The organism is Mycobacterium sp. NGS35, from assembly GCF_059812855.1.
The window spans coordinates 231623-256748 of record NZ_JCALDL010000001.1 but is presented as its reverse complement, the minus strand read 5'-3'; the positions used below and the strand labels follow the sequence as shown (position 1 = coordinate 256748).

The following is a 25126-nucleotide window of genomic DNA, read 5'->3' as shown; positions in this document are numbered from 1 at the left end:
CGCTAAACTTCTCCGCCGCTAGGCGTGGATCACAGCAGACCGAGTAGCTGCAGGTCCGTCGCGTACTTGACGATGATCTGCGGCGTGACGTGCGGAATGTCCTTGTCCGGTCCGATCTTTGCGTCCTGCACCGCCGCGCGGAACTTGTCGGTGGGTGCCATCGACCCGCGCAGCGGCTTGTCGGGGTGCTGGTAGTTGTGCAGCAGCGGCAGCAGCGAGGCCTGTCGCTGGCGGTCGGGCAGCGCACGCAGCGCGGTGTCGAACCGCTGCAGCCACGTCGCGTAGTCGCCGACCCGCTGCACCGGGTAGCCCGCCTCGATCAGCCAGTCGACGTACTCGTCGAGCCCGATGCCGTCGTCGTACGGGTTCATCACGTGGTAGGTGTCGAACCCGTCGCCCGCCCGGGCGCCCAGGGTGGCGATCGCCTCGGCGATGAAATCGACTGGCAGCCCGTCATAGTGGGCCCGCTGCCGATTGCCGTCGCCGTCGAGTTCGTAGAACGACTCGGGTGCGATACCGGTCGCCACCAGGCTCAGCATCAGCCGGGTGAACATGTCGGGCAGGTTCAGCTGGCCGGCGTAGCGGGTCTCGGCCAGGATCATGTCGCAGCGGAAGACCGCGACGGGCAGACCGCACAGGTCGTGTGCCTCCCGCAGCAGCACCTCACCGGCCCACTTGCTGTTCGAGTAGCCGTTGGCGTAGCTGTCGTCGACCTTGCGGGTCGCGCTGATCACCCGGATGTCGGCGTCCTCGGTGAACTCACCGGGCTTGATGCCGGCGCCCACGCCGATGGTCGACACGTAGGTGAACGGCTTGAGCCGCGCGGTCAGCGCAAGCCGGATCAGCTCGGCGGTGCCCAGCGCATTGGGGCCGAACAACTGGCTGTACGGCAGCACGTGGTTGACCAAGGCGGCCGGGTCGACGATCACGTCGACCGTCTCGGCAAGGCGATGCCAATCTGGCTGCGCCAGGCCGAGATTGGGCTCACCCTTGTCGGCAGCCAGCACCTCCAGGTGGTCGGCGGCCAGCTCGCGGTAGTGGCGCAGCAGTTGCGGATCCCCGCTGTCGAACGTCTTGTCCAGCCGACGGCGCGCATCCTCGTCGGACTTCCCGCGAACCAGGCAGATCACCTTGCCGTCGACCAGTGCCATCCGCTCCAGCCACTCCAGCGCCAGGTAGCGGCCCAGAAATCCGGTGGCCCCCGTCAGCAGCACAGTGCGCACCTGCGGCCTGGGCCGGGGCATTGTGGCAGCGGCGGACAGCGTGGCGTCGTCGATGAACTTGTCGAGCGTCAGGTCGCGCGCATGCACCTCGGTGGCGTCGCGGCCGTGCACCGACGCGAACGTCGGGCGCTTGCTGCCTTGCCGTTCGGCGGTGATGTAGTCGGCCAGCGCAGCGAGGTCGGTGGCCGGGCTGACGATTACGCCGACCGGCACGTCGACCCCGAAGATCTCGTGGAGCAGGTTGGCAAAAGTCAACGCCGACAACGAGTCTGCGCCCAAATCGGTGAAGTGAGCGTCGGGGGACAGGTCGGCTGCGGCCGAGCCCAGCAGCGCACCGGCTGCCCGGGTCACCGTCTGAAGCGCCGGAGCGTCGGCGCCGCTGCGCCGCAGCTCGCGCAGTTCGTCGGCCTGACCTTCGGCCAACTCGGCGTAAAGCTGCTCCAGCCGTGCGCCGTAGCGTTCTCGCAGTTGAGGCCGCGCCAGCTTGCGGATTCCGGTCAGCAGACCGTTCTCCAGGCTGAAAGGCGTTGTCTCGACGATGAAGTCACGTGGAATCTTGTAAGACTGAAGTTCGGCGGCCTTGGCGACCTTCTGCAGCGAGTCGGTGATGGCCGGCTTCAACTCGTCGATTCCGTAGCGCGCCAGCGCATCCTCGGTCGGCACGATCACCGCCAGCAGGTACGAGCGGGCGCTGTTGCCGTAGACGTAGATTTGACGCACCAGCGGGCTGTCGCCGAACGCCGCCTCGAGCTTCGACACCGTGACGAATTCGCCCTGCGACAGCTTGAGCACGTTGTTCCGCCGGTCCACATACTCCAAGTGGTCGGGTGCAATTTCCGCGACGATGTCGCCGGTGTGGTAGTAGCCGTCCGCGTCGAACATCTCGGCGGTGACGTCGGGACGCTTGTAGTAGCCGGGAATCAGATCTTCTGACTTGATGAGCAGCTCGCCGCGTGGATGAGGGCGATCGGTGCGGAAGTAGCCGAGTTCGGGCACGTCGGCGAGTTTGTAGTCGATCACCGGTGGTCGCTGCACCTTGCCGTCGACGAACACCCCGCCCGCCTCGGTCGAGCCGTAGCCGTCGACGAGGTGCATGCCCAGCAGCGCTTCGGCCCACGCCTTCATCTCCGGTGACATGGGCGCCGAGCCGGTCATCGCGGTGACGTAGCGGCCGCCGATGACATCGCGTGCCAGCTCGGCCATCACGTCGGCTTCGACGGCGGTTTCGTCGGCGCCGGCCGCGAGACGGCGGTCGACTTCGCTGCGGAATTGCTGATACAGCATGTCCCAGATGCGCGGCACGAAGCTGAGTTGGGTGGGACGCACCAGCGCCAGGTCGTCGAGGAACGTCGACAGGTCGCTCTTGGCGGCGAAGTACACAGTGCCGCCGTTGCCCAGCGCGCCGTAGAGGATGCCGCGGCCCATCATGTGGCTCATCGGTAAGAAGCTCAAGACGATCGACGGGGCGACGGCGTGCTGACCCCAATTGGCGCGTGCGGCGCGCCGCCAGCCGTTGGCCACCAGCCGCTCCGGGTACATCGCGCCTTTCGGAGCGCCGGTGCTGCCTGACGTGTAGATGAGCAGCCGTAGCGGATCGTCGTCCTCGAATACCGCCGGGGGCACGTCGGAGAGCTTCTCCCCACGCTCGATGACCTCGGCCAGTGTGGACAGCACAGTGCGGCTGCCGGCCTCGGCGAGCGTTGCCTTGGCGGCGTGGAAAGCCTCCCGTTGCTCGTCGACCTGCGGGTGGAAGTCGAAGACCACCAGCCGCTGCGGTGCGTGCCCGGTGAGCACGAGTTCGACGGCGTCGGCGAGGTAGTCGATGCTGGATGCGACCACCACCGGCTCGGTTTCGGCGACGATGGGCCGCAGCTGCTCGACGGCGGCGCTCGTTTGCAACGGAACCGCAACAGCGCCAAGGCGAATCAGCGCGACGTCGAAGATCGTGTAGTCCACGCTGGTGAAGCCGAGCATCGCTACGCGGTCCCCGGGCGAGACAGGTTGAGCCGCAAGTTCATTCGCGATGGCGGCCGCTCCTTCGGCCAGCTGCCGGTAGGTGACGTGCTCGAAGCGGGGGAGAAGTTGGATCGAAGTGCGGCCGGTGTGCGGATCGGTGACGTAGTCGACGGCGCGCTGGCCCAGCGCGGGTCGATCGGCGTACCCGTCTGTCACTGCCTGCACGATCTGCGGTAGCCGTAGCCCTGGCTGCTCGATCGCGGCGTTGACGGCCTCGCTGGGCCGCGCGTCGGCGAATTGCTGGTCGGTGGCGTAGAGTTCGGCGATCCGGCGCTCAAGGCGCTGTTCGGGGGAATCGGTCGACATCACAATCCTCTATGGGGCTCGAGACTTATGGACGCGTTACGCGCAACTCGGTGAACATTAGATAGGTTAACTATATTCCGCGTCGACGGTCGAATCCCAGTCGTGTGACGAACAGCACGACGCCAGAGTCATTGCGGCTCAAGGCGGTCCGCAAAACGGCGAAAGACCCCAGGGACACCTGGGGTCTTTCGCCGTTGCTAATTGCTTACCGTTGAGCTGAGCGCTCGCGCTTCTCCTGGGTCTTGGCGGTAGCCCGGGCCTTCTCGGCCTGCGCTTCCTTCTTGGCCGCATCGCGCTGTGCATCGGCCTTGTCTTGCTGAGCTTCGCCTTCACGGACGAGGTCGCCCCGCCCGAGGATCGAACCAACGAATTGTTTGACCTGGCCGAGGACACCTTCGATGATGCCGCGGATGGCCTCTTGCGGACCCGACTTGTGATCAGCCATGACGTTTCCTCCTCATTCGGCGTTCAAGAGGGAGGATTCCCGGCAAGCGCGCCGACGAAAAGTGAGATGGGTCTCTTTGCCCGACCGAGCCGGCGCGGCCGAGGTTGACGTGCCGGGCTCAGCGCCCCTTCTCGATCCGGTGGATCAGCTGGCAAGTGGCCTTCTCGATCATTTCCTGACGTATCGACTGCGAGCGGTGCCGCTGGGCACGCCGGATCGCCGGCGCAATGGTCAGGCCGTCCTCGTACGCCTGTACCACCCTTGGGTCGACATACGACGCCCGCGCCACAGCCGGGGTGTTGCCTAGTTCCCCGGCGACCACCTTCATCACGGCGGCTTCGGCGCGCTTGCGCGCGGTCTTGCTCGTCGGCTCCGGCGAGTGCGCGAACGCCTCCGCCGCCAGCACAGTGCCGTGCCATGTCCGCAGGTCCTTGATGCTGTACTCGTCGCCGACCAGCTCGCGGAAGCGGGCATTGACGTCCTCGGCGTGCATCTCCACCCATTCGCCGTCGTCCGTGCGGTACACCAGCAGCCGCGGATAGGGACTCTGCGCGCGCATCAGCGACCGCACGGCACGCACCACAAGCGGGTCCTCGATCTCGATCGTGCGCTGCACGCCGCTCTTGGCGGGATAGTCGAACTCGACGCTGTCGCGGCGCACGCGCACATGCTCGCGGCGCAGCGTGGCCAAGCCGAAACTCCCGTTTTCCTGGGCATATTCCTCGCCGCCGGCGCGGAAGTACCCGCGGTCCAGCAGCCGCTGCGCGACCCCGAGTACCCGGGCGCAATGCAATCCGCGCCCACGCAGATCGGCGACCACCTGCATGCGCCAGTCCGGGAGCCGCTTGGCCAGGCGCAGCGTGCGGTCGTACTTCTCCTCAGCGCGCTCCTGTTGCCAGCGCTGGTGGTAGATGTACTGCTTGCGACCGGCCGCGTCGGTGCCGACGGCCTGAATGTGGCCATTGGGGTACGGGCAGATCCAGACGTTCTTCCATGCGGGCGGGATGACGAGACCGTCGATGCGCTCCAGCGTTTCGGAGTCGGTCACCGGATTGCCGTCGGAGTCCACATACGAGAACCCGCGGCCTCGGCGGATGCGTCGCACACCTGGGCCGCCGACGGTGGTTCGACGCAGCCTCACGCAGGTCTTCCTTCCACTGAGAGCTACGCCTCAAACGTCGCCGTTTAACTGCTGGTTAACGCCGGGTACCCGGGGCGGTGATGAACGAGATCGAAGCGATGACACGACGTCTCCGGCGCCGGTCATCGCATCTGCGGCATGAGGTCCACGACCACTTCCGCGTAGACACCGATCACCAGCAAGCCCAGAACCAACGCCACGACCCCCACTACCGCGGCGACGCTGCGAAGCGTCTGCGACGCGGGAGGGTCGACCTCGGTCGGTGCGGGGTGATGCACGGCGGGGTAATACCCTCTCTGGTGCGGTTTCATTCTCGCTCGAGAGGGTCGTCGTGACGGATGGCCAGCGGTGGAAGGGTATTCTCATGCCGATGCCAGGAGGCCAGATGTCCGAGGCTGACGACCACCCTGTGCCGGCGGCGCACGGCCTGCCGGTTGAATTCCGAGTACCCGCCCGGCTGGAGAGCCTCGCGGTGATCCGGGCGCTCGTGACCGCGCTCGGCACTCTCGAGGACCTGGATCTCGACGCCGTGGCCGACCTACGGCTGGCGCTCGACGAGGCGTGTACCGCGTTGATCCGCTCTGCGGCGCCTGACTCTCGCCTGACGGTGACCGTGCGTCCGCGTGCGCATGACCTGTGGGTCTCCGTGTCGGCACCGTGCGTCGAAGACAATGTGCTGCGGCCGGGAACCTTCAGTTGGCACGTCATCAGTTCGCTCACCGACGACGTGGAGACGTTCCGTGACGGTGCCGACGTCACGGGCCCCGGACGCGTCTTCGGGATCACGATGACCGCGAGACGGCTGGATTCCACCAGGTGAAAGAGAGTTCGTCACCACGAACCCGTTCTGAATACGCCGACGTACCGGAGATGTTCCGGGAGATGAACTCCCTGCCGGCGGACTCGCAGGAACGGGAACGGGCCCGGGAGAAGATTGTGCGGCGGTGCATGCCGCTTGCGGAGCACATCGCGCACCGCTTCGACGGCCGGGGCGAACCGCGCGAAGACATCGCGCAGGTGGCTCGCCTCGGACTTGTGAACGCGGTGAATCGGTTCGACGTCGAGTGCGGCAGCGACTTCGTGTCGTTCGCGGTGCCGACGATCATGGGCGAAGTCCGCCGCCACTTCCGCGACAACAGCTGGGCGGTCAAGGTGCCCCGCCGGCTCAAGGAGTTGCATCTGCAGCTCGGCAGTGCCACTGCCGAGATGTCGCAACGGCTGGGCCGGGCGCCGACACCGTCAGAGTTGGCCGCCGAACTCGACCTTGACCGCGAAGAAGTGGTCGAGGCTCTGATCGCGGGGAGCGGCTACAACACGCTGTCCATGGACAGCGGCGGAGGCGGCGGCGACGAAGACAGCCCGCCTCTCACCGAGACGCTGGGTAGCCACGACGCGAACCTCGACCGCATCGAGAATCACGAGGCGCTGCGGCCGCTGCTCGACGCGCTGCCGGAGCGTGAGCGGACGGTGATCGTGCTGCGCTTCTTCGAGTCGCTGACTCAGAGCCAGATCGCCGAACGGGTCGGGATCTCACAGATGCATGTTTCGCGGCTGTTGGCGCGGACCTTAGCCCGACTCCGTGACGAGTTGAAATAAGCTGCGAGCCCGCACTGGGTCTGAAAAGCCTTGCAGCGCTTCGGCAATGGACGACACCACGGGCAAACGTGCCTCTCTGTCGCACACCCGCAGCAAACGCAGCACGGCATGGCCGGGCACCAGCGCCCATTCGATGCCACTGCGCTCGCAGTTCTCTGCGATGTCGAGGAGGCATCGAATGCATTGTGCACCAAGGAAATTCAGCTGACTCAGGTCCATCACCAGCGGCCTGTGCTCGCTGGTGCTGCGCTGGGTGAATTCGGCGAGATGGTGGATGTTGGACGCGTCCAACTCCCCGGTGGCCGCAATTACGATCGCGCCGGCATATGGGTGGGCGGCTAAGCACACCCCGGCGGCGGAAAACTGGGCGAGATAGCCGGACCTCCCCGTGGTGGAGAGTTTGGCGTTGTGAACAACAGTCATTGACGACCTCATCTGTTCGAGGGTGTCGCATAGGGGCGGAGCGGCCGGGCACTGGCCCCACGAGCAGGGAGTTCGAAAAACCTGCGCCACCCGAGACGTTCCGCTCAGGCTGTGAACTCAACCCTGCGCCTGACACTACTACCGCACTGACGGGGTGACAACCAGAAATGATGATGGTCGGTCGTCTTCTTAGGGTCTTATCAGCAGCGTGCAATCGTGGCTCAATTGTCCGAATCCATCGTCCTGTCTGAACGCGAAAGCTCTGCCCCGCCGATAGTTTCCTGGCCAGAATTGCCTGATTAAGCGGGGCGAGCCAAGCGGCGGAAACCGGCGTGTTGCTGGCCGACATGCTGACGACCGCGCCGCGAGCCCGTATCTGAAGAACCGTCCGTGGATCTCGGTGGGTCCAAATGCGCGTGGCGTTGTGCCAGTGGTGATTTCGGCATTTTCAGGGCGTTGGCACTCTGCGGCCTGCCCGGGTGCCGACATGCGACCTGTGCGCGGCCGAAGCCTGCGGGGTAGCGCTCAGCGTGGCGGGACTCAGCCGCGCTGGGCACTCGCACCTGATGCGCTAGAAACCAAGCGCGCCAACGTGTGTGGCCGCTACTTGATCTCCGCCAGCACGGTTCCCTGGGTGATCGCGGCGCCAGGCTCGACGGCCAGCCCGGTGACGGTGCCGTCCTTGTGGGCGGTCACCGGGTTCTCCATCTTCATCGCCTCGAGCACCACGATCAGATCGCCGGTGCTGACCTCCTGGCCTTCTTCCACCGCGACCTTGACCACGGTGCCCTGCATCGGTGCGGTGACCGCATCACCCGAGGCGGTACCTGCACCGCCGTGCGAGCCGCGTTTGCGTGGCTTGGGCTTCTTGCGAAGGATGCCGGGGCTCGCACTGCTCGCAGCGGCGCCATTACCCAACGCAAGATCGCCCGGCAGCGACACCTCGAGCCGGCGGCCGCCCACCTCGACAACCACCTTCTGCCGTGGCAGGCTCTCGTCCTCGTCGAGCGGTTCGCCGCCGGTGAACGGCTCGACGGTGTTGTTCCATTCGGTCTCGATCCAGCGGGTGTGCACCGAGAAGCTCTCGCCGTCGCCGATGAACGCCGGATCACTGACCACCGCGCGGTGGAACGGGATCACCGTCGCGAGGCCCTCGACCTCGAACTCGGCGAGAGCCCTGCGCGCGCGTCGTAACGCCTCGTCGCGGTCGGCGCCGTACACGATCAGCTTGGCCAGCATCGAGTCGAACTGGCCGCCGATCACCGAACCGGTCTCCACGCCCGAGTCCAACCGGACGCCGGGGCCGCTTGGCGGATGGAACTTGGTGACGGGGCCTGGGGCCGGCAAGAAGTTGCGCCCGGCGTCCTCGCCGTTGATGCGGAACTCGATCGCGTGGCCGCGCGGCGTCGGGTCCTCGGTGAGGTCCAGCTTGTCGCCGTTGGCGATCTTGAATTGCTGCAGCACCAAGTCGATGCCTGCGGTTTCCTCGGTGACCGGATGCTCGACCTGCAGCCGGGTGTTGACCTCGAGGAACGAGATTAGGCCGTCCTGGCCGACCAGATACTCGACGGTGCCCGCGCCGTAGTAGTGGGCCTCCTTGCAGATCCGCTTGGCCGACTCGTGGATCTCCTTGCGCTGCGCGTCGGTGAGGAACGGCGCCGGCGCCTCCTCGACCAGCTTCTGGAAGCGGCGCTGCAGCGAGCAGTCGCGGGTGCCAGCGACGATCACGTTGCCGTGCTGATCGGCGATCACCTGCGCCTCCACGTGGCGCGGCTTGTCGAGGTAGCGCTCGACGAAGCACTCGCCGCGGCCGAACGCCGCCGTGGCCTCGCGCACGGCCGACTCGTAGAGCTCGGGGATCTCCTCGATGGTGCGGGCCACCTTCATGCCCTTGCCGCCGCCGCCGAACGCGGCCTTGATGGCGATCGGGACGCCGTACTCCCGCGCGAACGCCACCACCTCGTCGGCATCCTTGACCGGGTCCGGCGTGCCCGGCACCAGAGGTGCCTGCGCGCGGGCGGCGATATGGCGGGCAGTGACCTTGTCGCCGAGGTCGCGGATGGACTGCGGGCTGGGCCCGATCCAGATCAGCCCGGCATCGATGACGGCCTGCGCGAAGTCGGCGTTCTCCGACAGGAACCCGTAGCCGGGGTGGACGGCGTTGGCGCCGGATTTGCGGGCGGCGTCAAGAAGCTTCTCGATGTCCAGGTAGGACTCTGCAGACGTTTGGCCGCCCAGCGCGAAAGCCTCGTCGGCCAACCGTACGTGCGGCGCGTCGGCGTCAGGCTCGGCGTAGACGGCCACGCTTTCGAGTCCTGCGTCTCGCGCCGCTCGGATCACTCGGACCGCGATCTCACCGCGGTTGGCGACGAGCACCTTCGAGATCCGTGAACTGGCGTGACTAGGCACTGCGCCTCCTGGCTGGTCGGGTTGCTGGTCTCTCTAAGAGAAGTCTTTAAGAATGTAGCCGACGCCGAGTTCAACCGGCGCGCAGGTGCCGCTTGATGCGAGCGAGCATCGCCGACATGCCGCGCAGCCGCAGCGGACTGATCAACGCTGCCAGCCCGAGTTCGGTGTAGAAGTCGTCGGGCACCGCCAGGATGTCGTCGGCAGGCTGGTGATCCAGGGTGGCCAAGATCGACGCGAATCCGCGGGTGGTGGGGGCTTCTGCGGGGGCGCTGAAGAACAGCCGCACGTCGTCGCGGTTGCCGGCGTCGACATGCAAGAACAGCGGCGACTGGCATTCGGGAACCGGCTCCATCGCGGCCTCTTCCAGCTCGGCGGGCAGCGGCGGCAGCTCGTCGGCGAACTCCAGCAGCAGCTTGAGCTTGTCCTGGCCCTCCACCTCGCGGAAGTCGGACACCACCTCGGCCAGCGGAGCCGGAAGCGTCGACGTCATCGGGAGCCGGGCACCCCGCCTGGCTCGGGCCCCGCGACGATCGGCACCCGCACCGTGTTGCCCCATTCCGTCCACGAGCCGTCGTAGTTACGCACCTTGGGCAGGCCGAGCAGATGCGTGAGCACGAACCAGGTGTGGCTGGAGCGTTCGCCGATGCGGCAGTACACGATTGTTTCGCTGTCCGGCTTGAGGAAGCTGTACAGCTCCTCCAGCTCCTCACGCTTGCGGAACCGGCCGTCGTCCTGGGCGGCCTTCGCCCACGGAATCGACACCGCAGTGGGGATGTGGCCGCCACGCAGTGCGCCCTCTTCGGGGTAGTCGGGCATGTGAGTGCGCTCGCCGGTGTACTCCTGCGGCGAGCGCACGTCGATCAGCGGCTGCTTGCCCAGTGCGGCCAGCACGTCGTCCTTGTACGCCCGGATCGGGGCGTCGTTGCGCTGCACCACCGGATAACCGCTGGAACGCCGGTCCGGGACCTCCAGCGTGGTTTCGCGCCCGCTCGAGATCCAGAGGTCGCGGCCGCCGTCGAGCAGGCGCACATCAGGGTGGCCGAACAACGTGAAAACCCACAGGGCGTATGCAGCCCACCAGTTGCTCTTGTCGCCGTAGATGACGACGGTGTCGTCGCGGCTGATGCCTTTGGAGTCCATCAGCGCGGCGAACTGCTCGCCGTCGATGTAGTCGCGCACGTGCGGGTCATTGAGGTCGGTGTGCCAGTCGATCTTCACCGCGCCGGGGATGTGGCCGACGTCGTAGAGCAGCACGTCCTCGTCGGACTCGACCACGGCCAGTCCGGGCGCGCCGAGGTGCGACGCCAGCCAGTCGGCGGTGACCAACCGGTCGGGGTGGGCGTAGGACTGCAGTTCAGGGCTGGGATCGGGAGGCAATGGCACGTCAACGAGCCTAGCGCGGGTGAGATCGCGGCGAGTTCAACGCTATGGCGATCTCTACTCGAACTTCTGCTGCTTAGCGTTGAATTCGACGGTCAGGCGACAGGGTTGGCGGCCCAGAGCGCCGGTATCGACAAGCCGGCGCGGGCCAGCAGTCGGCGGGTGAGCGGCAGGCTGATGCCGATCACGCTCGACGGGTCGCCGTCGACGGCGTCGACGAACCAGCCGCCGAGGCCGTCGATCGTGAACCCCCCGGCGACGTTCAGCGGTTCGCCACTGGCCACGTAGGCTTCGAGCTCGTCGTCGGATGGATTCGCGAAATGCACTGTGGTGACCAGCGTTTCAGCGCTCTGATACGCAACATCGTTGTCTTGCAACCGAATCAGGCAGTGCCCGGTGTGAAGGTCACCGGTGTGACCGGCCATCGTCTGCCACTGCTGTTTCGCCTCCGCTGGCGACGACGGCTTGCCGCGCAGGCGCCCGTCGCAGTACAGCATCGAATCGCAGCCGATCACAACGCAATCGGCGGCAACGGCGGCATCGAGCCGAGCGACGACGTCTTGGGCTTTCGCGGTTGCCAGCGCAGTGGTGACCATCTGCGGTGGGCCGTCTTCTTGCGCGGCGATCACCGCGTCCTCGTCGACACCGGAGACCACGACGAGAGGCTCGATCCCCGCCTGGCGCAAGACCTTTCGCCGCCCCGACGAGGCCGACCCGAGCACCACCCAGGTCATCGGCGCATGTACGTCCGTTCCAGCAACGTGACGCGCTCCCACGAGAAAATCGCATAGCGCAGCTTGCTGACGGGATGACCCCACAGGTTGCGTTCTCTGACCGTGGGCGTGAGCGTGCCGCCGGAGGCGCCACCGAGCACCGCCACCAGCGCGGCGATGTCCTCGTCGGTGGGCTTGCCGCGCTCGATGTGGATGTCGACGTGCGCCGGCGCGGCGGCCGTTTCGTTCGGCTCCCCTGGCAGATCTGTCATGGCTGTGCGTCCCCGTCTGTCACGTGTGCTGGATCGTTCGCTGCGCTCACAGTGGAATGTTGCCGTGCTTCTTCGGCGGCATCTGAGTGATCTTGCGTTCCAACAGCCGCAGTGCGGTCGCGATGTACCCGCGCGTGTGTGACGGCGGGATCACCGCGTCGACGTAGCCGCGCTCCGCGGCGATGTACGGGTTGACCAGCGTGTCCTCGTAGTCCTGCTGCAGCTTGAGGCGCAGCGCCTCGACGTCCTCGCCGTTGCGGGCGGCCTCGGCCAATTGCTGGCGGTAGACGAAGCCCACCGCGCCGGAGGCGCCCATCACCGCGATCTGCGCGGTCGGCCAGGCGACGTTGACGTCGGCGCCCATGTGCTTGGACCCCATCACGTCGTAGGCGCCGCCGTACGCCTTGCGGGTGATGACGGTGATCTTGGCGACGGTTGCCTCGCCGTAGGCGTACAGCAGCTTGGCCCCGCGCCGGATGATGCCGTTGTACTCCTGGTCGGTGCCCGGCAGGAAGCCGGGCACGTCGACCAGCGTGACGATCGGGATGTTGAAGCAGTCGCAGGTCCGGACGAACCGGGCCGCTTTCTCCGACGCGTTGATGTCCAGGCAGCCGGCGAAGTGGGTCGGCTGGTTCGCGACGATGCCGACCGGCCGGCCCTCGATGCGGCCGAAGCCGACGATGATGTTCGCGGCGTAGCCGGCTTGCACCTCCAGGAACTCGTCGTCGTCGAGGATCCGGGTGATCACCTCGTGCATGTCGTAGGGCTGGTTCGGCGAGTCCGGAATCAGGGTGTCCAGCTCGAGGTCTTCGGCGGTCAAGTTGTCCTCGATGGCGCCTTCGGGAACCGGAACGGGGTAGACGGGCGGATCGGCGTAGTTGTTGGGCGGCAGATACGACAGCAGGTCGCGCACATAGTCGAACGCGTCCTGTTCGCCGGAAGCGACGTAATGCGCGGTGCCGGACTTGGCCATGTGGGTGTGCGCGCCGCCGAGTTCCTCCATCGTGACGTCCTCGCCGGTGACGGTCTTGATGACGTCCGGGCCGGTGATGAACATCTGGCTGGTCTGGTCGACCATCACGACGAAGTCGGTGAGCGCCGGGGAGTAGACGTGTCCGCCCGCCGCAGCGCCCATGATCAGCGAGATCTGCGGGATGACGCCTGACGCCAAAATGTTGCGGTGGAAGATCTCGCCGTACAACCCCAGGGAGACGACGCCCTCCTGGATCCGCGCGCCGGCCCCGTCGTTGATGCCGATGAGCGGCCGGCCGGTCTTGATGGCCAGGTCCTGCACCTTGACGATCTTCTCGCCGTACACCTCGCCGAGGCTGCCGCCGAACACCGTCGCGTCCTGGGAGAAGATGCACACGTCGCGGCCCTCGATGGTGCCGTATCCCGTCACCACGCCGTCGCCGAGAGGCCGTTTCTGGTCGAGTCCGAAGTTCTTGCTGCGGTGCCGGGCCAGCGCGTCCAGCTCCACGAACGAGCCCTCGTCGAGCAGCGCGTAGATCCGCTCCCGGGCGGTCAGCTTGCCTTTGGCGTGAACCTTCTCGACGGCGGCCTCACCGACCGGGTGCAAGGTCTCCTCGGTGCGCCTGCGCAGTTCTGCCAGCTTGCCGGCGGTGGTGTGGATGTCGATGGTGTGCTCGGCAGCCGGCTCCGCGGTGTGGTCGGCAGTGTCGTTCTTCGTGCTGCTCGTCATGGACGTCGATGGTATCGGTACGTTGCGGGCACGATTCAACGGAGCCGAACGGCTCCCGCCGAAGGCCGTGATCCTGGCAACAGATCGTTGCTGGTCGCAGAAAAGCGTCCCGGATGCGGTCCGTTGTCTTTAGGATGATGCGAGCGCGACGCGTGCGGCACCACCACACCAGACGGCTACCACAGGTTGACTGACTCGCCGGAAGATTTGTTGTCTTCGCCGCGCGAACTAGACCCTGGCCTAGCCGAAATTAGCTCTGACGGTCTATTCACATGCGCCGCAGGAATGCTGATAGTTGCGAGGTGTTCTTTCCATCAGCTCGCGACCGTAGGCGGCCGCTGGCGAGGGGATCGAACGCATGTGGTTCTAGTACTGGCGTCACTTGCCGCAGGACCGCGCCGCAACACTCACCGAATCGGAACGGCGGTGTTCGTGTCCTCGTCGGGGAACGGCCCCGCTACAGACCGCTGACGGCTGACGGTCAGACAGGCAGACCCACACCGCTGAGCAAGCCACGAGTCGGTTGGCCCCCGGATGCCGTCGACTAGCGTGGGCAAGTCGGACTCGGCTTGGGAAGAATCAGAGGGCGCGGACGTGCTCCGCGACGCAAGTCTTCTGATTGTCGATGACTGCAAGCTCTACCGCGACAATCTGGCTGCGGTTCTGGTTGCCAACGGGGCGGCCGTTCCAAGCGTCGCGTGGGATCTGCCCTCGTTGATCCGAACGCTCGAAGATACCGCGCCGCACGTCATCGTATTGATGATGGCGACTCGCGACAGCAAGATCTTGCTCAGGGCCGCAAGAGAATTCACTCCCAGCGCGCGAGTGATCGCCGTGGGTTTGTCGGAAAACGACGAATCGGAGATCGTCTCGTGTGCCGAAGCGGGTGTCGCCAGCTACCACTTGCGCACCGAGTCCCTTGCCGACCTTCTTCTCTTGATACGGAAGGTTGCTGCCGGGGAGTCGTCGTATTCGCCAAAAGTTTCCGCGATTTTGCTTCGCCGGTTGTCGGCGCTTTCTTCCGGAAAGGGCCAACTGGCGGGACGGGAACTAGTTCTCACGGCGCGCGAGGCCCAGATCCTTCGGATGGTGGAACTAGGCCTTTCGAATCGCGATATCGCGGTACGGCTCCACATCGCCGTTCATACCGTCAAGAACCACGTGCACAGCCTATTGATCAAGCTTGGCGTCAGTACACGCGCCGAAGCCTCGACGCTGTCCCGCAGTCTCGGGTACACCGTCAGCAACCAGGGGAACTAGACCGCGGTCTATCAGAAGTTCGCTCTGACGGTCCATTTACATACGCGACCCGACTTTCGATAGTTGCGATGTGTTCTTCGGATTAGCTTCAAGATCCAGTTGCCGTTCGCTGGCGAGCGAATCGGCGGCCATCTTTTCGGCACCGCCGATCCCGCCCACCACGTCGACTCCGCGACGTCGGCACCTGGCGGCCGCGTGACTTCCAGCATCCGTGTCGACCTTCCCGAGACCGATACCGGCGAGGACGTCATTGCGGACTTCACCGCTGCGGCCCGAGAGTGGCCGCACCGTGCTGCCATCGTGCACAACGGGTCGTCCATCACCTATCGAGACCTCGCAGAGCGCGTGCGCTGCACCGGATTCGGCTATCGGAGACTGCGATTCGGCGCTGATGGAGCACCCGTTCTGATCGGCGCGTTGGTATCCCACACACCCGTCGTGGTGAGCCACTTGCTGGGGATACTGCAAGCCGGTGCGGTCTATTGCCCGATCGACGCCGCGCTTCCGGTCGCGCGCAAGGAGGAGCTCGCCGCGGTGCTCGGCGTGGACCGTCTTTTCGTGACAGGGCGGCACTCGCAGCAAGCAGGCACCCTGCGGATCGAAGCCGTCGACGAAGACCTGGTTGTTGCGGATACCGAGGATGCTGAACTGTCTCAGTTCCTATGGCGCCAAAGCGATCCCGCTTATGTGCTGTGCACCTCCGGCTCGACCGGAACGCCGAAACCGGTGGTGGTGTCTCGGCGTGCCCTGACCATCACGGTGCGCGCGCTGCGCGGCCTCTTCGGGCTCACCCCAGCAGACCGCGTGCTCCAATTCGCCTCGCTCGGCTGGGACACCTGCTTCGAAGAGATCTTGCCTGCGTTGACTGCCGGCGCGACATTGGTTTTCGACGACGCGGCCCATTCCGGTTCGTTCCGCCCGTTCCTGCGCATGCTGGCGGAACGGGAAGTCAGCGTGCTCGATCTGCCGACGGCGTTCTGGCACGAGCTCGTGCTTTTTTTGCATGAGGAGCGAGCGACACTTCCAGACAGCATCCGACTGGTCGTGATCGGCGGCGAGCGAGTCGACTCGACCCGGTTGCGGCAGTGGCGCGACCTCGATCTCGGGCACGTCAGCTTGCTCAATACCTACGGGTGCACCGAAACGACGATGGTGACCCACGCGGTTCACCTAAGTGGCCCACGCGCCGAGCCGGACGTCGTCGCCTACGACGCCGAGGCGCCCCTGGGTCGTCCGCTGCCCCATGTGCGCGATTACGTCACCGACGAGGGTGAGCTGTTGGTCTGCAGCCCCTCGTTGGCCACCGGATACCTCGGCATGCCGGAACTGACGGCGGCTGCGTTTCCGGTCGCCGATCACGGATCGGGACCAGCCCGGTGGTTCCGAACCGGCGATCTCGTCGTCCGTGGCGAATACGGGACCCTCTACCCTCGGGGCCGCGCTGACGAACAGGTGAAAGTTTCTGGCGTTCGCGTACATCCGGCCGAGGTGGAGGCGCAGTTGAACACCCACCCTGCGGTCGCGGGGGCGGTCGTGATGGGCGAACGGCGGCTCGGGCAGATGACGTTGACGGCCTATGTCGTGCGGTCCGGGGCGACGACCTCCGCTGAGTTGAGGCGTTACCTGCGTGACCGCCTGCCGGCCCAATTCGTACCCAGCACAGTGAAATTCGTTGCAGCGCTGGCCTATACCTCGAGCGGAAAAGTTGATCGGGCGGCCACGCGACGTGCCGCAGTCGAGCACGACAGCGAAGGAGCAGGATGAGCGCCGACCACATTGTCCAGATTTTTCGGAGGGTCCTCGCCACCAGCGAGGTGAAGGCGAGCTCTGACTTCTTCGAACTCGGCGGCGACTCGCTGCTCGCGACGCGCGTACTCAGCGCGCTCGCAAGGGATTTCGGAACGGAGCTGTTGTACGAGGACTTCGTCGAAGACCCCTCGCCGGCCGGGTTGTTCGCCAAAGTAGCCGGCGCGGCGTGATGGATGGAGTCGGCATGCGCGTGGTCGTCGTCGGGGCAGGCCTGGCCGGACTGACCGCCGCACTCGACTTGGCGGCGGCGGGCGCGGACGTCACAGTGCTGGAGGCCCGCGATCGAGTCGGCGGCCGGATGCACGGTATCCCGGTGGCGCAGCGTGTTTACGCCGACGGCGGTGCTGCCTATCTGGGCGTACGGCATACCGAGCTTCTCGCAATGGTGCGCGAGCACGGGCTTGGTCTGGCCTCCACAGCGATGGTCGGGGACAGCACGTTTCTGCTGTCGGATCGGCGGACGACAACCGCAAGTCGGGTACCGCCACTGGACGCCGTCGCGCTCGGCGAACTATTCGATCAGCTCGAGGATCTCGTCGATCAGGTCCGGCTCGATGCGCCGTGGCAATCCCCGGACGCCGAACGCCTCGACCACCTGACAGCCGCGCGCTGGCTTGCCGACACGGTCAAGCATCCGGACGCGCACACCTTCTTCCCGCTGTTCATCGGCGAGATGATGGCGGCCGACCCGACGACGATCTCTGCTCTGCACATGGCCTTCTATCTGCGTTCCGGCGGAGGGATCCGCTATCTGAACGCCTTCGAGGGCGGGGCGCAGCAGTGGCGGATCGACGGCGGAGTCCACCTGCTGTGCCAGGCGCTCGCCCGACGACTCGGCGAGCGAGTCATCTTGCGGCGTTCGGTACGTGCCATCGAGCAAGACGCCGAAGAAGTTGTCGTGCACTGCGTCTCGGGTCTCGACGGCACACCGTGTGCGTATCGAGCCGATCGGGTGGTGGTCGCCATCCCGCCGCTGTTGGCGCGGGGTATCGAGTTCCGGCCCGGTCTTCGCGCACCGCGGGCGACGGTGGCCACCGGCCGCGGCTGTGCGGTCAAGGTCCACCTGAGTTATCCGGCGCCGATATGGCGGGAGCACGGCATGTCCGGGTGGTCGGTGAGTGACAGCGGGCCGTTGCTGTCGACGGTCGATGATTCACCGCCCGATGAATCTGTCGGCGTGCTCACGGGATTCGTCACCGGCGCCGCCGCATCGGCCTTCTCCGCACTGTCGAAGACCAAGCAGCAGGACGCCGCGCTGGCCCACGCCGGCCGGCTCTTTCCACAGTTACCGCAGCCGACAGGATGCGCGGTGACCGACTGGCTGGCCGAGGAATACAGCAGGGGATGCTATGCGGCCCTGTTGGGTCCCGGCGACTGGTTGCGGCTCGGCCCGACACTGACCGAACCTCATGGCCGCGTCCACTGGGCCGGCACCGAAACCAGCCTGGAGTTCTTCGGGCTGATGGAGGGTGCGATCCGGTCGGGCCAACGCGTCGCGGCCGAATTGATCCACGGCGCTCCAGCAGCGACCGCTTCGCGAAAGGTCGTGCTGCAATGACACTACTCAGCGAACAAGGGCGTATTGGCTTCACCGCCGCAACCGATCAGCCGTACGCCTATGCACGTAAGGAGTTGTTCGAACCGGATTGGCGTCGCTATCCGGGTTGGGCTACGGTCACCGACCGCGAATGGCGAGATCCGCAGTGGCAGCGGGCTCATTCCGTCAAGAATGTCCCGCAACTTCGCGCGGTGGCAGGGGATCTGCTCGAGGAACGGTTCTACGCCGACTTGCTTGCCGATCAGCAGCAGAGCGCGACGATGTCGATGTTGCTGCCGCCGCAGATGCTGAACACTATGGCACCGAGATGCGGTGCGGCACAAAGGTTTACCGACGCCTTCTATGCCGATCCGATCCGGCGTTACATGCTGCCGGTGCTCAGCGACCGGGCGTCGGAATGGACCTCGCATCCCTACGCTGAGCGAGATTCGTTGCACGAGAGCGACATGTGGGTGGTGGAGGGACTGACTCATCGGTATCCCACCAAGGTGCTCGCCGAACTGCTGTCGACGTGCCCCCAATATTGCGGGCACTGCACGCGGATGGACCTGGTCGGCAATTCCACACCGACGATCACCAAGACGAGACTGACTCTGCGCCCGGCCGACCGGCAGAGCCGGATGCTTGACTACCTGCGCACCACGCCGACTGTGCGTGACGTCGTCGTGTCAGGCGGGGATGTGGCGAACGTGCCATGGCCGCGGCTGGAATCGTTTGTCACACAGCTGCTCGAGATCGACACCATCCGCGATATCCGCTTGGCCACGAAGGCGCTGATCGCGTTGCCGCAGCACTGGCTGCAAGACGATGTTCTCGACGGTGTCGGCCGCGTGGCGCGCATTGCCGCCGCGCGCGGAGTGAACCTGGCGCTGCACACCCACGCCAATCATGTGCAGTCGGTGACACCGCTGGTCGCCGCCGCGGCGCGGGGTCTGCATGACGCAGGACTGCGTGACGTGCGCAACCAGGGGGTGTTGTTGCGCGGGGTGAACGCCACTGCCGACGACCTGCTCGACCTGTGCTTTGCGCTGCAGGGCGAAGCGAACATCTCGCCTTACTACTTCTACATGTGCGACATGATCCCCAACGCCGAACACTGGCGCACGCCATTGTCGCAAGCTCAACAGCTGCAGCTGTCGATCATGGGATACCTGCCCGGTTTCGCGACGCCACGCATCGTTTGCGACGTTCCCTATGTCGGCAAGCGGTGGGTTCACCAGGTGGCACGTTACGACCGGAACCTCGGAATCTCCTACTGGACAAAGAACTATCGTACTGGGCTCGACGGCTCGCACGCCGAAGCGTTGACCCGCGTCTACCCCTTCTACGACCCGATCGACAGTCTGCCCGCGTCCGGCCAAGCGTGGTGGCGGGAGAACAGCCACCTTCCCTGTGACGCAGCACTTTCGGTCGGCGACGACTCGGTCGCGCCCGCTGCCGAAGGCGGCGCCGCTGCGACCCCGGCAGACCTTCGATGACCGCACTCCGACCAATATCGCCGCCAACATCTCTCGACCATCCGGGGGCAACCATGACCACCATGGAATACAAGTCAGGCCAGAGCAATTCGGCGCCTGAAGGTTCCGACACGGCTTGCCGAGAAGGCGACGCACGATATGCCGGGAAGGCGAGCCACGCGAGGTGGCGCAACGTGACCGCGCCTCCACTCGTTCGCCGATTCAGGTCCCACCCGGGGTTCCGGTCGGAGTCGGCGGATCGGGTGATGGAAAAGGTCACCGCTGCCAGAGCCCGTGGGCGCCAATGGAAGCGGTCGTACCGGCGGCAGGTGGTGGTGACGGACACCATCGCTGTGATGGCGGCGGTCACTGCCGCTCAGTTAGCACGATTCGGCCTACCGCAGCATGGTCATCCGATGATCAGCAGCGGGGAGTGGCGCTACGTCACGGCCTGCTCCATCGGTCTGATGGTCATCTGGATCGCAGCCTTGGGATTGCAGCAGTCATGGGATCTATCGCTGGCGGGGATCGGCTCAGAGGAGTACCGCCGGGTTGTCACCGCGACTGCCTGGGTCTTCGGAATCATCGCTGTCACTGATCTGCTGCTTCAACTCGGAATGGTCCGGGGCTACCTCGCGATTGCACTTCCAGTCGGCCTCGCAGGACTGCTCGTGGGCAGATACTTGTTGAGACGCAAACTGGCCCGCAAGAGAGCGCGCGGTGCCTTCACGAGCCAGATTGTGGTGCTCGGCAGGCCGCAGTCCGTCATCGCGTTGTGCAACACCATGAACCGGTGCAGCTATGCCGGCTACCGGGTGGTCGGTGCATGTCTGCCGGATTTCTGCGGCGGAGTGGGACTCGAGCTCGAAACCGCGGCCGGAACCATTCCGGTTTTGGGCAACGAACACTCGGTCGCGGAGGTGGTTCGCCTGACCAATGCGGATGCCCTTGCGGTTACTTCGGCTGAGCAACTAGGCCAGGAGCACATGCGGACGCTGACCTGGCAACTCGACTCATTGGGTATCGACCTTATCGTCATGCCGGGCATGGTCGATATCGTGGGCCCCCGGCTCAAGATCCGGCCGATTGACAATATGCCGCTGTTCCACGTAGCGCGGTCTCGCCACGACGGTGCGTTGCGGTATCACAAGCGGTTCTTCGATCTTGTCTTCGGAAGCATTGCGCTGCTGATGTTTTCGCCGATCATGGTGTTTGCCGCGGTCGCGATCAAGTTGCATGACGGAGGACCCGTGTTCTTCCGTCAGGAACGTGTGGGCTACAAAGGCGTTCCATTTCGGATCTTCAAGTTCAGAACAATGAACACCGACTCCGAGGCCCAGCTGGAGGCTGAGCGGGCCATCGCCGGACAGACCGACTGCATCTTCTACAAATCGGCTGCGGACGCGCGTATCACACCAATCGGACGGTGGCTGCGGAAGACGAGTATCGACGAGATTCCTCAACTGTTGAACGTCATCGCCGGCTCGATGAGTCTCGTCGGCCCACGGCCGCTCGTTCCCGGTGAGGGCTCGTCGGTCGAGTACTTCATCGAGCGCAGGGGACTTGTCAAGCCCGGAATGACTGGCCTGTGGCAGGTGTCCGGCAGGTCCGACGTCTCCGCCGAGGAACGTGTGCGCCTCGATCACTTCTATGTCGACAACTGGTCCTACGTCCAGGACATGCTGATCATCCTGCGGACGGCGCGGGCGGTGTTCAAAGCCCACGGTGCCTACTGATCGCCATCAACCCTGCGACGAATTGACGGACCACTCATGAAGTCTCCCGCCTTGACCTTCCACGAAAGCGCTGACGTACGGGCATCGGATCCAGACGTCCGTACGGATGCTGCCTTCGGTGCCGCGTCGCTTTCCGGTCTGGTGGTCTGCGTGGTCGCCTGCCATTTCCGTCCGGAGTCGTCGGGTAGCGCGCCGTACAACTCTTTTCTCGTCGACACGCTTGCGGAGGCAGGCGCAACGGTGAAAGTCGTTACCGGGGTGCCGCATTACCCCCAGTGGCGCGTCATGGACACGCAGTATCGACTGGGCCTGCGGTGGCGTGAATCGATCACTGCGGCACCAGGGCGCGGCTCGGTGAGCATCCTCCGGCTTCGACATGCAGTGCCGCGGAACCCCGACCTTCTAGGCCGCATGCGCCAAGAGCTGAGCTTCGCCGCGCTGAGCGCTCCCGCTGTCGCCGCAACGCGAGCCGACATAGTGATCGGCGTGACGCCGTTGCTCGGCGCAGCCTTCGCCGGCGTGGTGGGCCGGCGTGGGCGTCCATTCGGCGCCATCGTGCACGACCAGGTGGGGAAGGCCGCCCTGCAGTCAGGCAGTACCGGCGGTCGGGTCGCGAAAATGGTTGCAGCCGCCGAGTATTCGGTGCTGCGGCGAGCCAACCGGGTCGGCGTTATCACTGACAGGTTCAGTCCTGCGCTAGTCGCAGCCGGAGTGCATCCCGATCGGATCAGCGCGGTGCCTCTCTTCTCACACGTGAGTCCTGTTAGCCTGTCTCCTGCCGCGGCGCGGCGCGCGCTCGGCTGGCCCGACACCGGTCGTCTCACTGTCGTGCACACCGGAAACATGGGCATGAAACAAGGCCTGGAGCACGTTTTAGAGGCGGTCCGGCTTGCGAACGACCGACATCCGGGAGCCATCGAGTTCGTCCTCGTAGGCGACGGCAACACGAGACAAGCGCTGCAACGGCAGTCCGCAGATCTCGCTGGTCTCCGCTTCGTCGACCCCGTCCCCGAAGAGGACTATCCCCTCGTTCTCGCAGCGGCGGACATCCTGCTGGTTCACGAACGCCCAGGAGTCCGCGAAATGTCGCTTCCCAGCAAGCTGACGTCGTATACCACCGCGTCACGGCCGATAATCGCCGCGGTCGCGGACAACAGCATCACCAGATCATTCTTGTGCTCTGCGCAGGCCGCACTGTTGGTGCCCAATGGTGATCCGGAAGCGCTTGTCGACGGCCTACGTCGGATCACCTCCGACGACTCTCTGCGTTCCCGACTGGTGGACAACGCCCGTCGCCTCGGGCGCGAGCAATTCTGCGAACGCAGCGGCCGGCAGCACTTCGTTCGCTTCGCCCGAGCGCTCGCCGAAGACACGGCCCGGCCACCAGAAGGCTCCGAATCCGGGCATCGATGAACTCTTGCAACAAAGGATGTAGAGATATGAAAAAGGCTGTTATCACGGGGATTACCGGTCAGGACGGGTCCTACCTCGCAGAGCTGCTGCTCGACAAGGGCTATGAGGTGCACGGACTGATCCGCCGATCATCGTCGTTCAACACCTCGCGGATCGACCACATGTACGTCGATCCGCATGATCCCGACGCGCGATTGTATCTCCACTACGGCGACCTCAGAGACGGCGCCCGCCTGGTGACGCTGTTGTCGGACATCTCGCCCGACGAGGTGTACAACCTCGCTGCACAGTCACATGTCCGGGTCAGCTTCGACGAACCGGAGCACACCGGCGACACCACAGGGATGGGCTCGACACGGCTGCTCGAGGCGGTGCGGCTCTCGGGCGTGCAATGTCGCTTCTATCAGGCGTCGAGTTCGGAAATGTTCGGAGCATCACCACCTCCCCAGAACGAGGACACACTGTTCTATCCGCGTTCGCCCTATGGCGCCGCGAAGGTCTACGCGTACTGGATCACCAAGAATTACCGCGAAGCGTACGGAATGTTCGCGGTGAACGGCATTTTGTTCAATCACGAGTCACCGCGCCGCGGTGAGACTTTCGTGACCCGAAAGATCACTCGGGCGGTTGCGCGGATCAAGGCCGGACTCCAGCGCGAGCTGTACCTGGGCAACCTCGACGCGGTTCGTGACTGGGGCTATGCGCCGGAATACGTCGAGGGCATGTGGCGCATGCTGCAAGTCGACGAGCCCGATGACTACGTATTGGCAACGGGCCAGGGCCACACTGTTCGGGATTTCGTCGAGATCGCTTTCGACAGAGCGGGTCTCGACTGGCAGGACTACGTGAGATTCGACAAGGGGTATGTCCGTCCTACAGAGGTCGATGCGCTTATCGGTGACTCGTCGAAAGCTGCGCGGTTGCTCGACTGGAAAGCCGAGGTGCTCACGCCGGATCTCGCCGCAATCATGGTAGATGCGGATATCGACGCGCTGCGTTGCGAGGGCACGCCATGGGTGGACAAGCCGTTGCTGGTCGGCCGGTCCTAGCGAGCTGATTGCGATGACGTCACGGACAGATAGCTCGGATCGCATGCGAATACTGCACGCGGTCACGTTGCTCAGTCCCGACGGGGCGTATGGCGGACCGGTCCGGGTCTCACTCAACCAGGCTTCGGCATTACGCAGTCGGGGGCACTCAGTGACTCTTGCCACGGCTGAGAGGGGTTTCGACGTCGCGCCGACTTGCGTAGACGGAACACCGCTCGTGGTCCGGCCCGCCAGGCGTCTGGTCCCTCGCTCCGGGTTTGCCGGCCTTTGTGCGCCGGGTTTGGTGACGTGGCTTCTTCGTGCGCGCAGCCAGTTCCACGCGGCGCACGTTCACCTCGCGCGTGACCTCGTCCTGCTGCCTCTGGCGGTAGCCATGATGCGGTTGAAGCTGCCTTTCGTTCTTCAGCCGCACGGCATGATCCTGCCGGGGGCGCACCCGCTAGCGCCGCTGATCGACCGCTCGGTCGTCAGCAAGCTGCTGAGCCACGCACACGAAGTCTTCTACCTGACAACCGATGAGCGCGACGCGCTCGACGAGGTCGCCGGAGGCAGAGCTCGCCTCACTTCGTTTCCCAACGGCGTACCGCTGTATGAGAAGGCGACATATTCGCGGAACGTGCCCGAGGTGCTGTTCCTTGCTCGCCTGCATCCGCGCAAGCGTCCGGTCGACTTCGTCACGGCGGCACTCGAATTGAACGCGCGTGGTCTTTCCGCGGATTACACCCTCGTCGGCCCGGACGAAGGCGAAGGCAGGCGGGTTCAACAGGCGACCGTCCATGCCGACAACATCAACTGGGCGGGCCCGATCACAAGCGGAGCCGGGCCGGCCCGCATGAGGCAGGCGTCGATATACGTGTTGCCCTCCGTGAGCCCGGAACCCTATCCGATGGCAGTACTCGAGGCGATGTCTGTCGGGCTTCCCGTCGTGGTCACGAATCAATGCGGTCTAGCGCCCGTGGTCCGAAAATACAACTGCGGCATCGTCATCGAGCCGGGGGCGCCGAACGTCGCAAAAGCCGTCCGCGACCTACTCTCGGCCCCCGAGGCTGCTCGTTCGATGGGTGAACGAGGGCGCAAAGCGGTCATCCACGACCTCGGCATGTCGTACATCGGGCAGCGGTTGGAGAACCGCTATGCGGATGCGGCATTCGGCGCCAGGCGGTCCGCATGAAGTCTTGGCTTCTCTCATGGAGATCTGCGATTCCGAACTCGGTCCTC

The 25126-nt window shown here is 65.2% G+C and carries 22 protein-coding genes; 11 read left to right on the top strand and 11 right to left on the bottom strand.

All coding sequences use genetic code 11. The features are described from left to right. Window positions 1–29: 29 nt before the first annotated feature. From car to AC5Y4C_RS01260, 4 genes are all read right to left on the bottom strand, one after another. Entirely contained in the window at window positions 30–3545 is a 3516-nt protein-coding gene (gene car, locus AC5Y4C_RS01275) for a carboxylic acid reductase (RefSeq protein WP_499962118.1), read from the bottom strand. A gap of 205 nt (window positions 3546–3750) precedes the next feature. Then, on the bottom strand, window positions 3751–3990 hold the full coding sequence (gene mbp1 / locus AC5Y4C_RS01270) for a microaggregate-binding protein 1 (protein ID WP_499951544.1): 240 nt from the start codon (window positions 3988–3990) through the stop codon (window positions 3751–3753). Between the two features lie 118 nt (window positions 3991–4108). After that, window positions 4109–5131, bottom strand: a complete 1023-nt coding sequence (locus AC5Y4C_RS01265) for a DNA topoisomerase IB (RefSeq protein WP_499962120.1) — start codon at window positions 5129–5131, stop codon at window positions 4109–4111. A gap of 122 nt (window positions 5132–5253) precedes the next feature. After that, window positions 5254–5409, bottom strand: coding sequence for a hypothetical protein (locus tag AC5Y4C_RS01260; protein WP_499907591.1), 156 nt, complete (start codon window positions 5407–5409; stop codon window positions 5254–5256). Between the two features lie 107 nt (window positions 5410–5516). Here AC5Y4C_RS01260 and AC5Y4C_RS01255 point away from each other — a divergent pair, with 107 nt between their 5' ends. Both AC5Y4C_RS01255 and AC5Y4C_RS01250 read left to right on the top strand, forming a co-directional pair. Further along, window positions 5517–5951: an ATP-binding protein gene (locus tag AC5Y4C_RS01255; RefSeq protein WP_499907593.1), complete on the top strand. Its 435-nt coding sequence runs from the start codon at window positions 5517–5519 to the stop codon at window positions 5949–5951. Between the two features lie 50 nt (window positions 5952–6001). Then, complete coding sequence (locus AC5Y4C_RS01250; protein WP_499907596.1) at window positions 6002–6727, top strand: SigB/SigF/SigG family RNA polymerase sigma factor; 726 nt, start codon at window positions 6002–6004, stop codon at window positions 6725–6727. Here the strand turns inward: AC5Y4C_RS01250 and AC5Y4C_RS01245 are convergent. The 7 genes from AC5Y4C_RS01245 to AC5Y4C_RS01215 all read right to left on the bottom strand — a co-directional run bounded on the left by AC5Y4C_RS01245 (window position 6698) and on the right by AC5Y4C_RS01215 (window position 13626). Next, a complete protein-coding gene (locus tag AC5Y4C_RS01245; RefSeq protein WP_499962122.1) occupies window positions 6698–7150 on the bottom strand; it encodes an STAS domain-containing protein in 453 nt (150 codons plus the stop codon). The two genes, AC5Y4C_RS01250 and AC5Y4C_RS01245, sit on opposite strands and share 30 nt — an antisense overlap. A 603-nt stretch (window positions 7151–7753) precedes the next feature. After that, complete coding sequence (locus AC5Y4C_RS01240) at window positions 7754–9559, bottom strand: acetyl/propionyl/methylcrotonyl-CoA carboxylase subunit alpha (RefSeq protein WP_499907600.1); 1806 nt, start codon at window positions 9557–9559, stop codon at window positions 7754–7756. A gap of 70 nt (window positions 9560–9629) precedes the next feature. After that, entirely contained in the window at window positions 9630–10049 is a 420-nt protein-coding gene (locus tag AC5Y4C_RS01235) for a SufE family protein (RefSeq protein ID WP_499907602.1), read from the bottom strand. Beyond that, a complete protein-coding gene (locus AC5Y4C_RS01230) occupies window positions 10046–10942 on the bottom strand; it encodes a sulfurtransferase (protein WP_499962124.1) in 897 nt (298 codons plus the stop codon). Before AC5Y4C_RS01230 ends, AC5Y4C_RS01235 begins: the two co-directional genes overlap by 4 nt. A 92-nt stretch (window positions 10943–11034) precedes the next feature. Continuing rightward, window positions 11035–11673 carry a Maf family protein gene (locus AC5Y4C_RS01225; protein ID WP_499962125.1) on the bottom strand — a complete coding sequence of 213 codons (639 nt, stop codon included), beginning with the start codon at window positions 11671–11673 and terminating at the stop codon, window positions 11035–11037. Next, window positions 11670–11924, bottom strand: a complete 255-nt coding sequence (locus tag AC5Y4C_RS01220) for an acyl-CoA carboxylase subunit epsilon (protein ID WP_499907608.1) — start codon at window positions 11922–11924, stop codon at window positions 11670–11672. The genes AC5Y4C_RS01225 and AC5Y4C_RS01220 overlap by 4 nt, the downstream gene beginning before the upstream one ends. Window positions 11925–11970: 46 nt before the next feature. Next, entirely contained in the window at window positions 11971–13626 is a 1656-nt protein-coding gene (locus AC5Y4C_RS01215) for an acyl-CoA carboxylase subunit beta (protein WP_499907610.1), read from the bottom strand. A 549-nt stretch (window positions 13627–14175) separates the two neighbouring features. On the opposite strand from AC5Y4C_RS01215, the gene AC5Y4C_RS01210 reads away from it, so the two are divergent. The 9 genes from AC5Y4C_RS01210 (at window position 14176) to AC5Y4C_RS01170 (ending at window position 25079) form a co-directional block, all read left to right on the top strand. Continuing rightward, window positions 14176–14886, top strand: a complete 711-nt coding sequence (locus tag AC5Y4C_RS01210; protein WP_499907612.1) for a LuxR C-terminal-related transcriptional regulator — start codon at window positions 14176–14178, stop codon at window positions 14884–14886. A gap of 99 nt (window positions 14887–14985) precedes the next feature. Continuing rightward, window positions 14986–16650 (top strand): AMP-binding protein, encoded by a 1665-nt coding sequence (locus tag AC5Y4C_RS01205; protein ID WP_499962127.1) that lies wholly within the window; start codon window positions 14986–14988, stop codon window positions 16648–16650. Next, window positions 16647–16865: an acyl carrier protein gene (locus AC5Y4C_RS01200; protein WP_499907616.1), complete on the top strand. Its 219-nt coding sequence runs from the start codon at window positions 16647–16649 to the stop codon at window positions 16863–16865. The genes AC5Y4C_RS01205 and AC5Y4C_RS01200 overlap by 4 nt, the downstream gene beginning before the upstream one ends. Before the next feature lie 14 nt (window positions 16866–16879). Next, the gene (locus AC5Y4C_RS01195) at window positions 16880–18253 is read left to right on the top strand and encodes a flavin monoamine oxidase family protein (RefSeq protein WP_499962129.1); all 1374 of its coding nucleotides are present in this window, start codon (window positions 16880–16882) and stop codon (window positions 18251–18253) included. Beyond that, window positions 18250–19731 (top strand): KamA family radical SAM protein, encoded by a 1482-nt coding sequence (locus AC5Y4C_RS01190; protein WP_499962130.1) that lies wholly within the window; start codon window positions 18250–18252, stop codon window positions 19729–19731. Before AC5Y4C_RS01195 ends, AC5Y4C_RS01190 begins: the two co-directional genes overlap by 4 nt. Window positions 19732–19904: 173 nt before the next feature. Continuing rightward, a complete protein-coding gene (locus AC5Y4C_RS01185; RefSeq protein ID WP_499962132.1) occupies window positions 19905–21446 on the top strand; it encodes a sugar transferase in 1542 nt (513 codons plus the stop codon). Between the two features lie 36 nt (window positions 21447–21482). After that, window positions 21483–22859, top strand: coding sequence for a glycosyltransferase family 4 protein (locus tag AC5Y4C_RS01180; protein WP_499907624.1), 1377 nt, complete (start codon window positions 21483–21485; stop codon window positions 22857–22859). Between the two features lie 26 nt (window positions 22860–22885). Next, entirely contained in the window at window positions 22886–23908 is a 1023-nt protein-coding gene (gene gmd / locus AC5Y4C_RS01175; protein ID WP_499907626.1) for a GDP-mannose 4,6-dehydratase, read from the top strand. 13 nt (window positions 23909–23921) lie between these two features. Beyond that, a complete protein-coding gene (locus tag AC5Y4C_RS01170) occupies window positions 23922–25079 on the top strand; it encodes a glycosyltransferase (RefSeq protein WP_500007921.1) in 1158 nt (385 codons plus the stop codon). The last annotated feature ends 47 nt before the right edge of the window (window positions 25080–25126 follow it).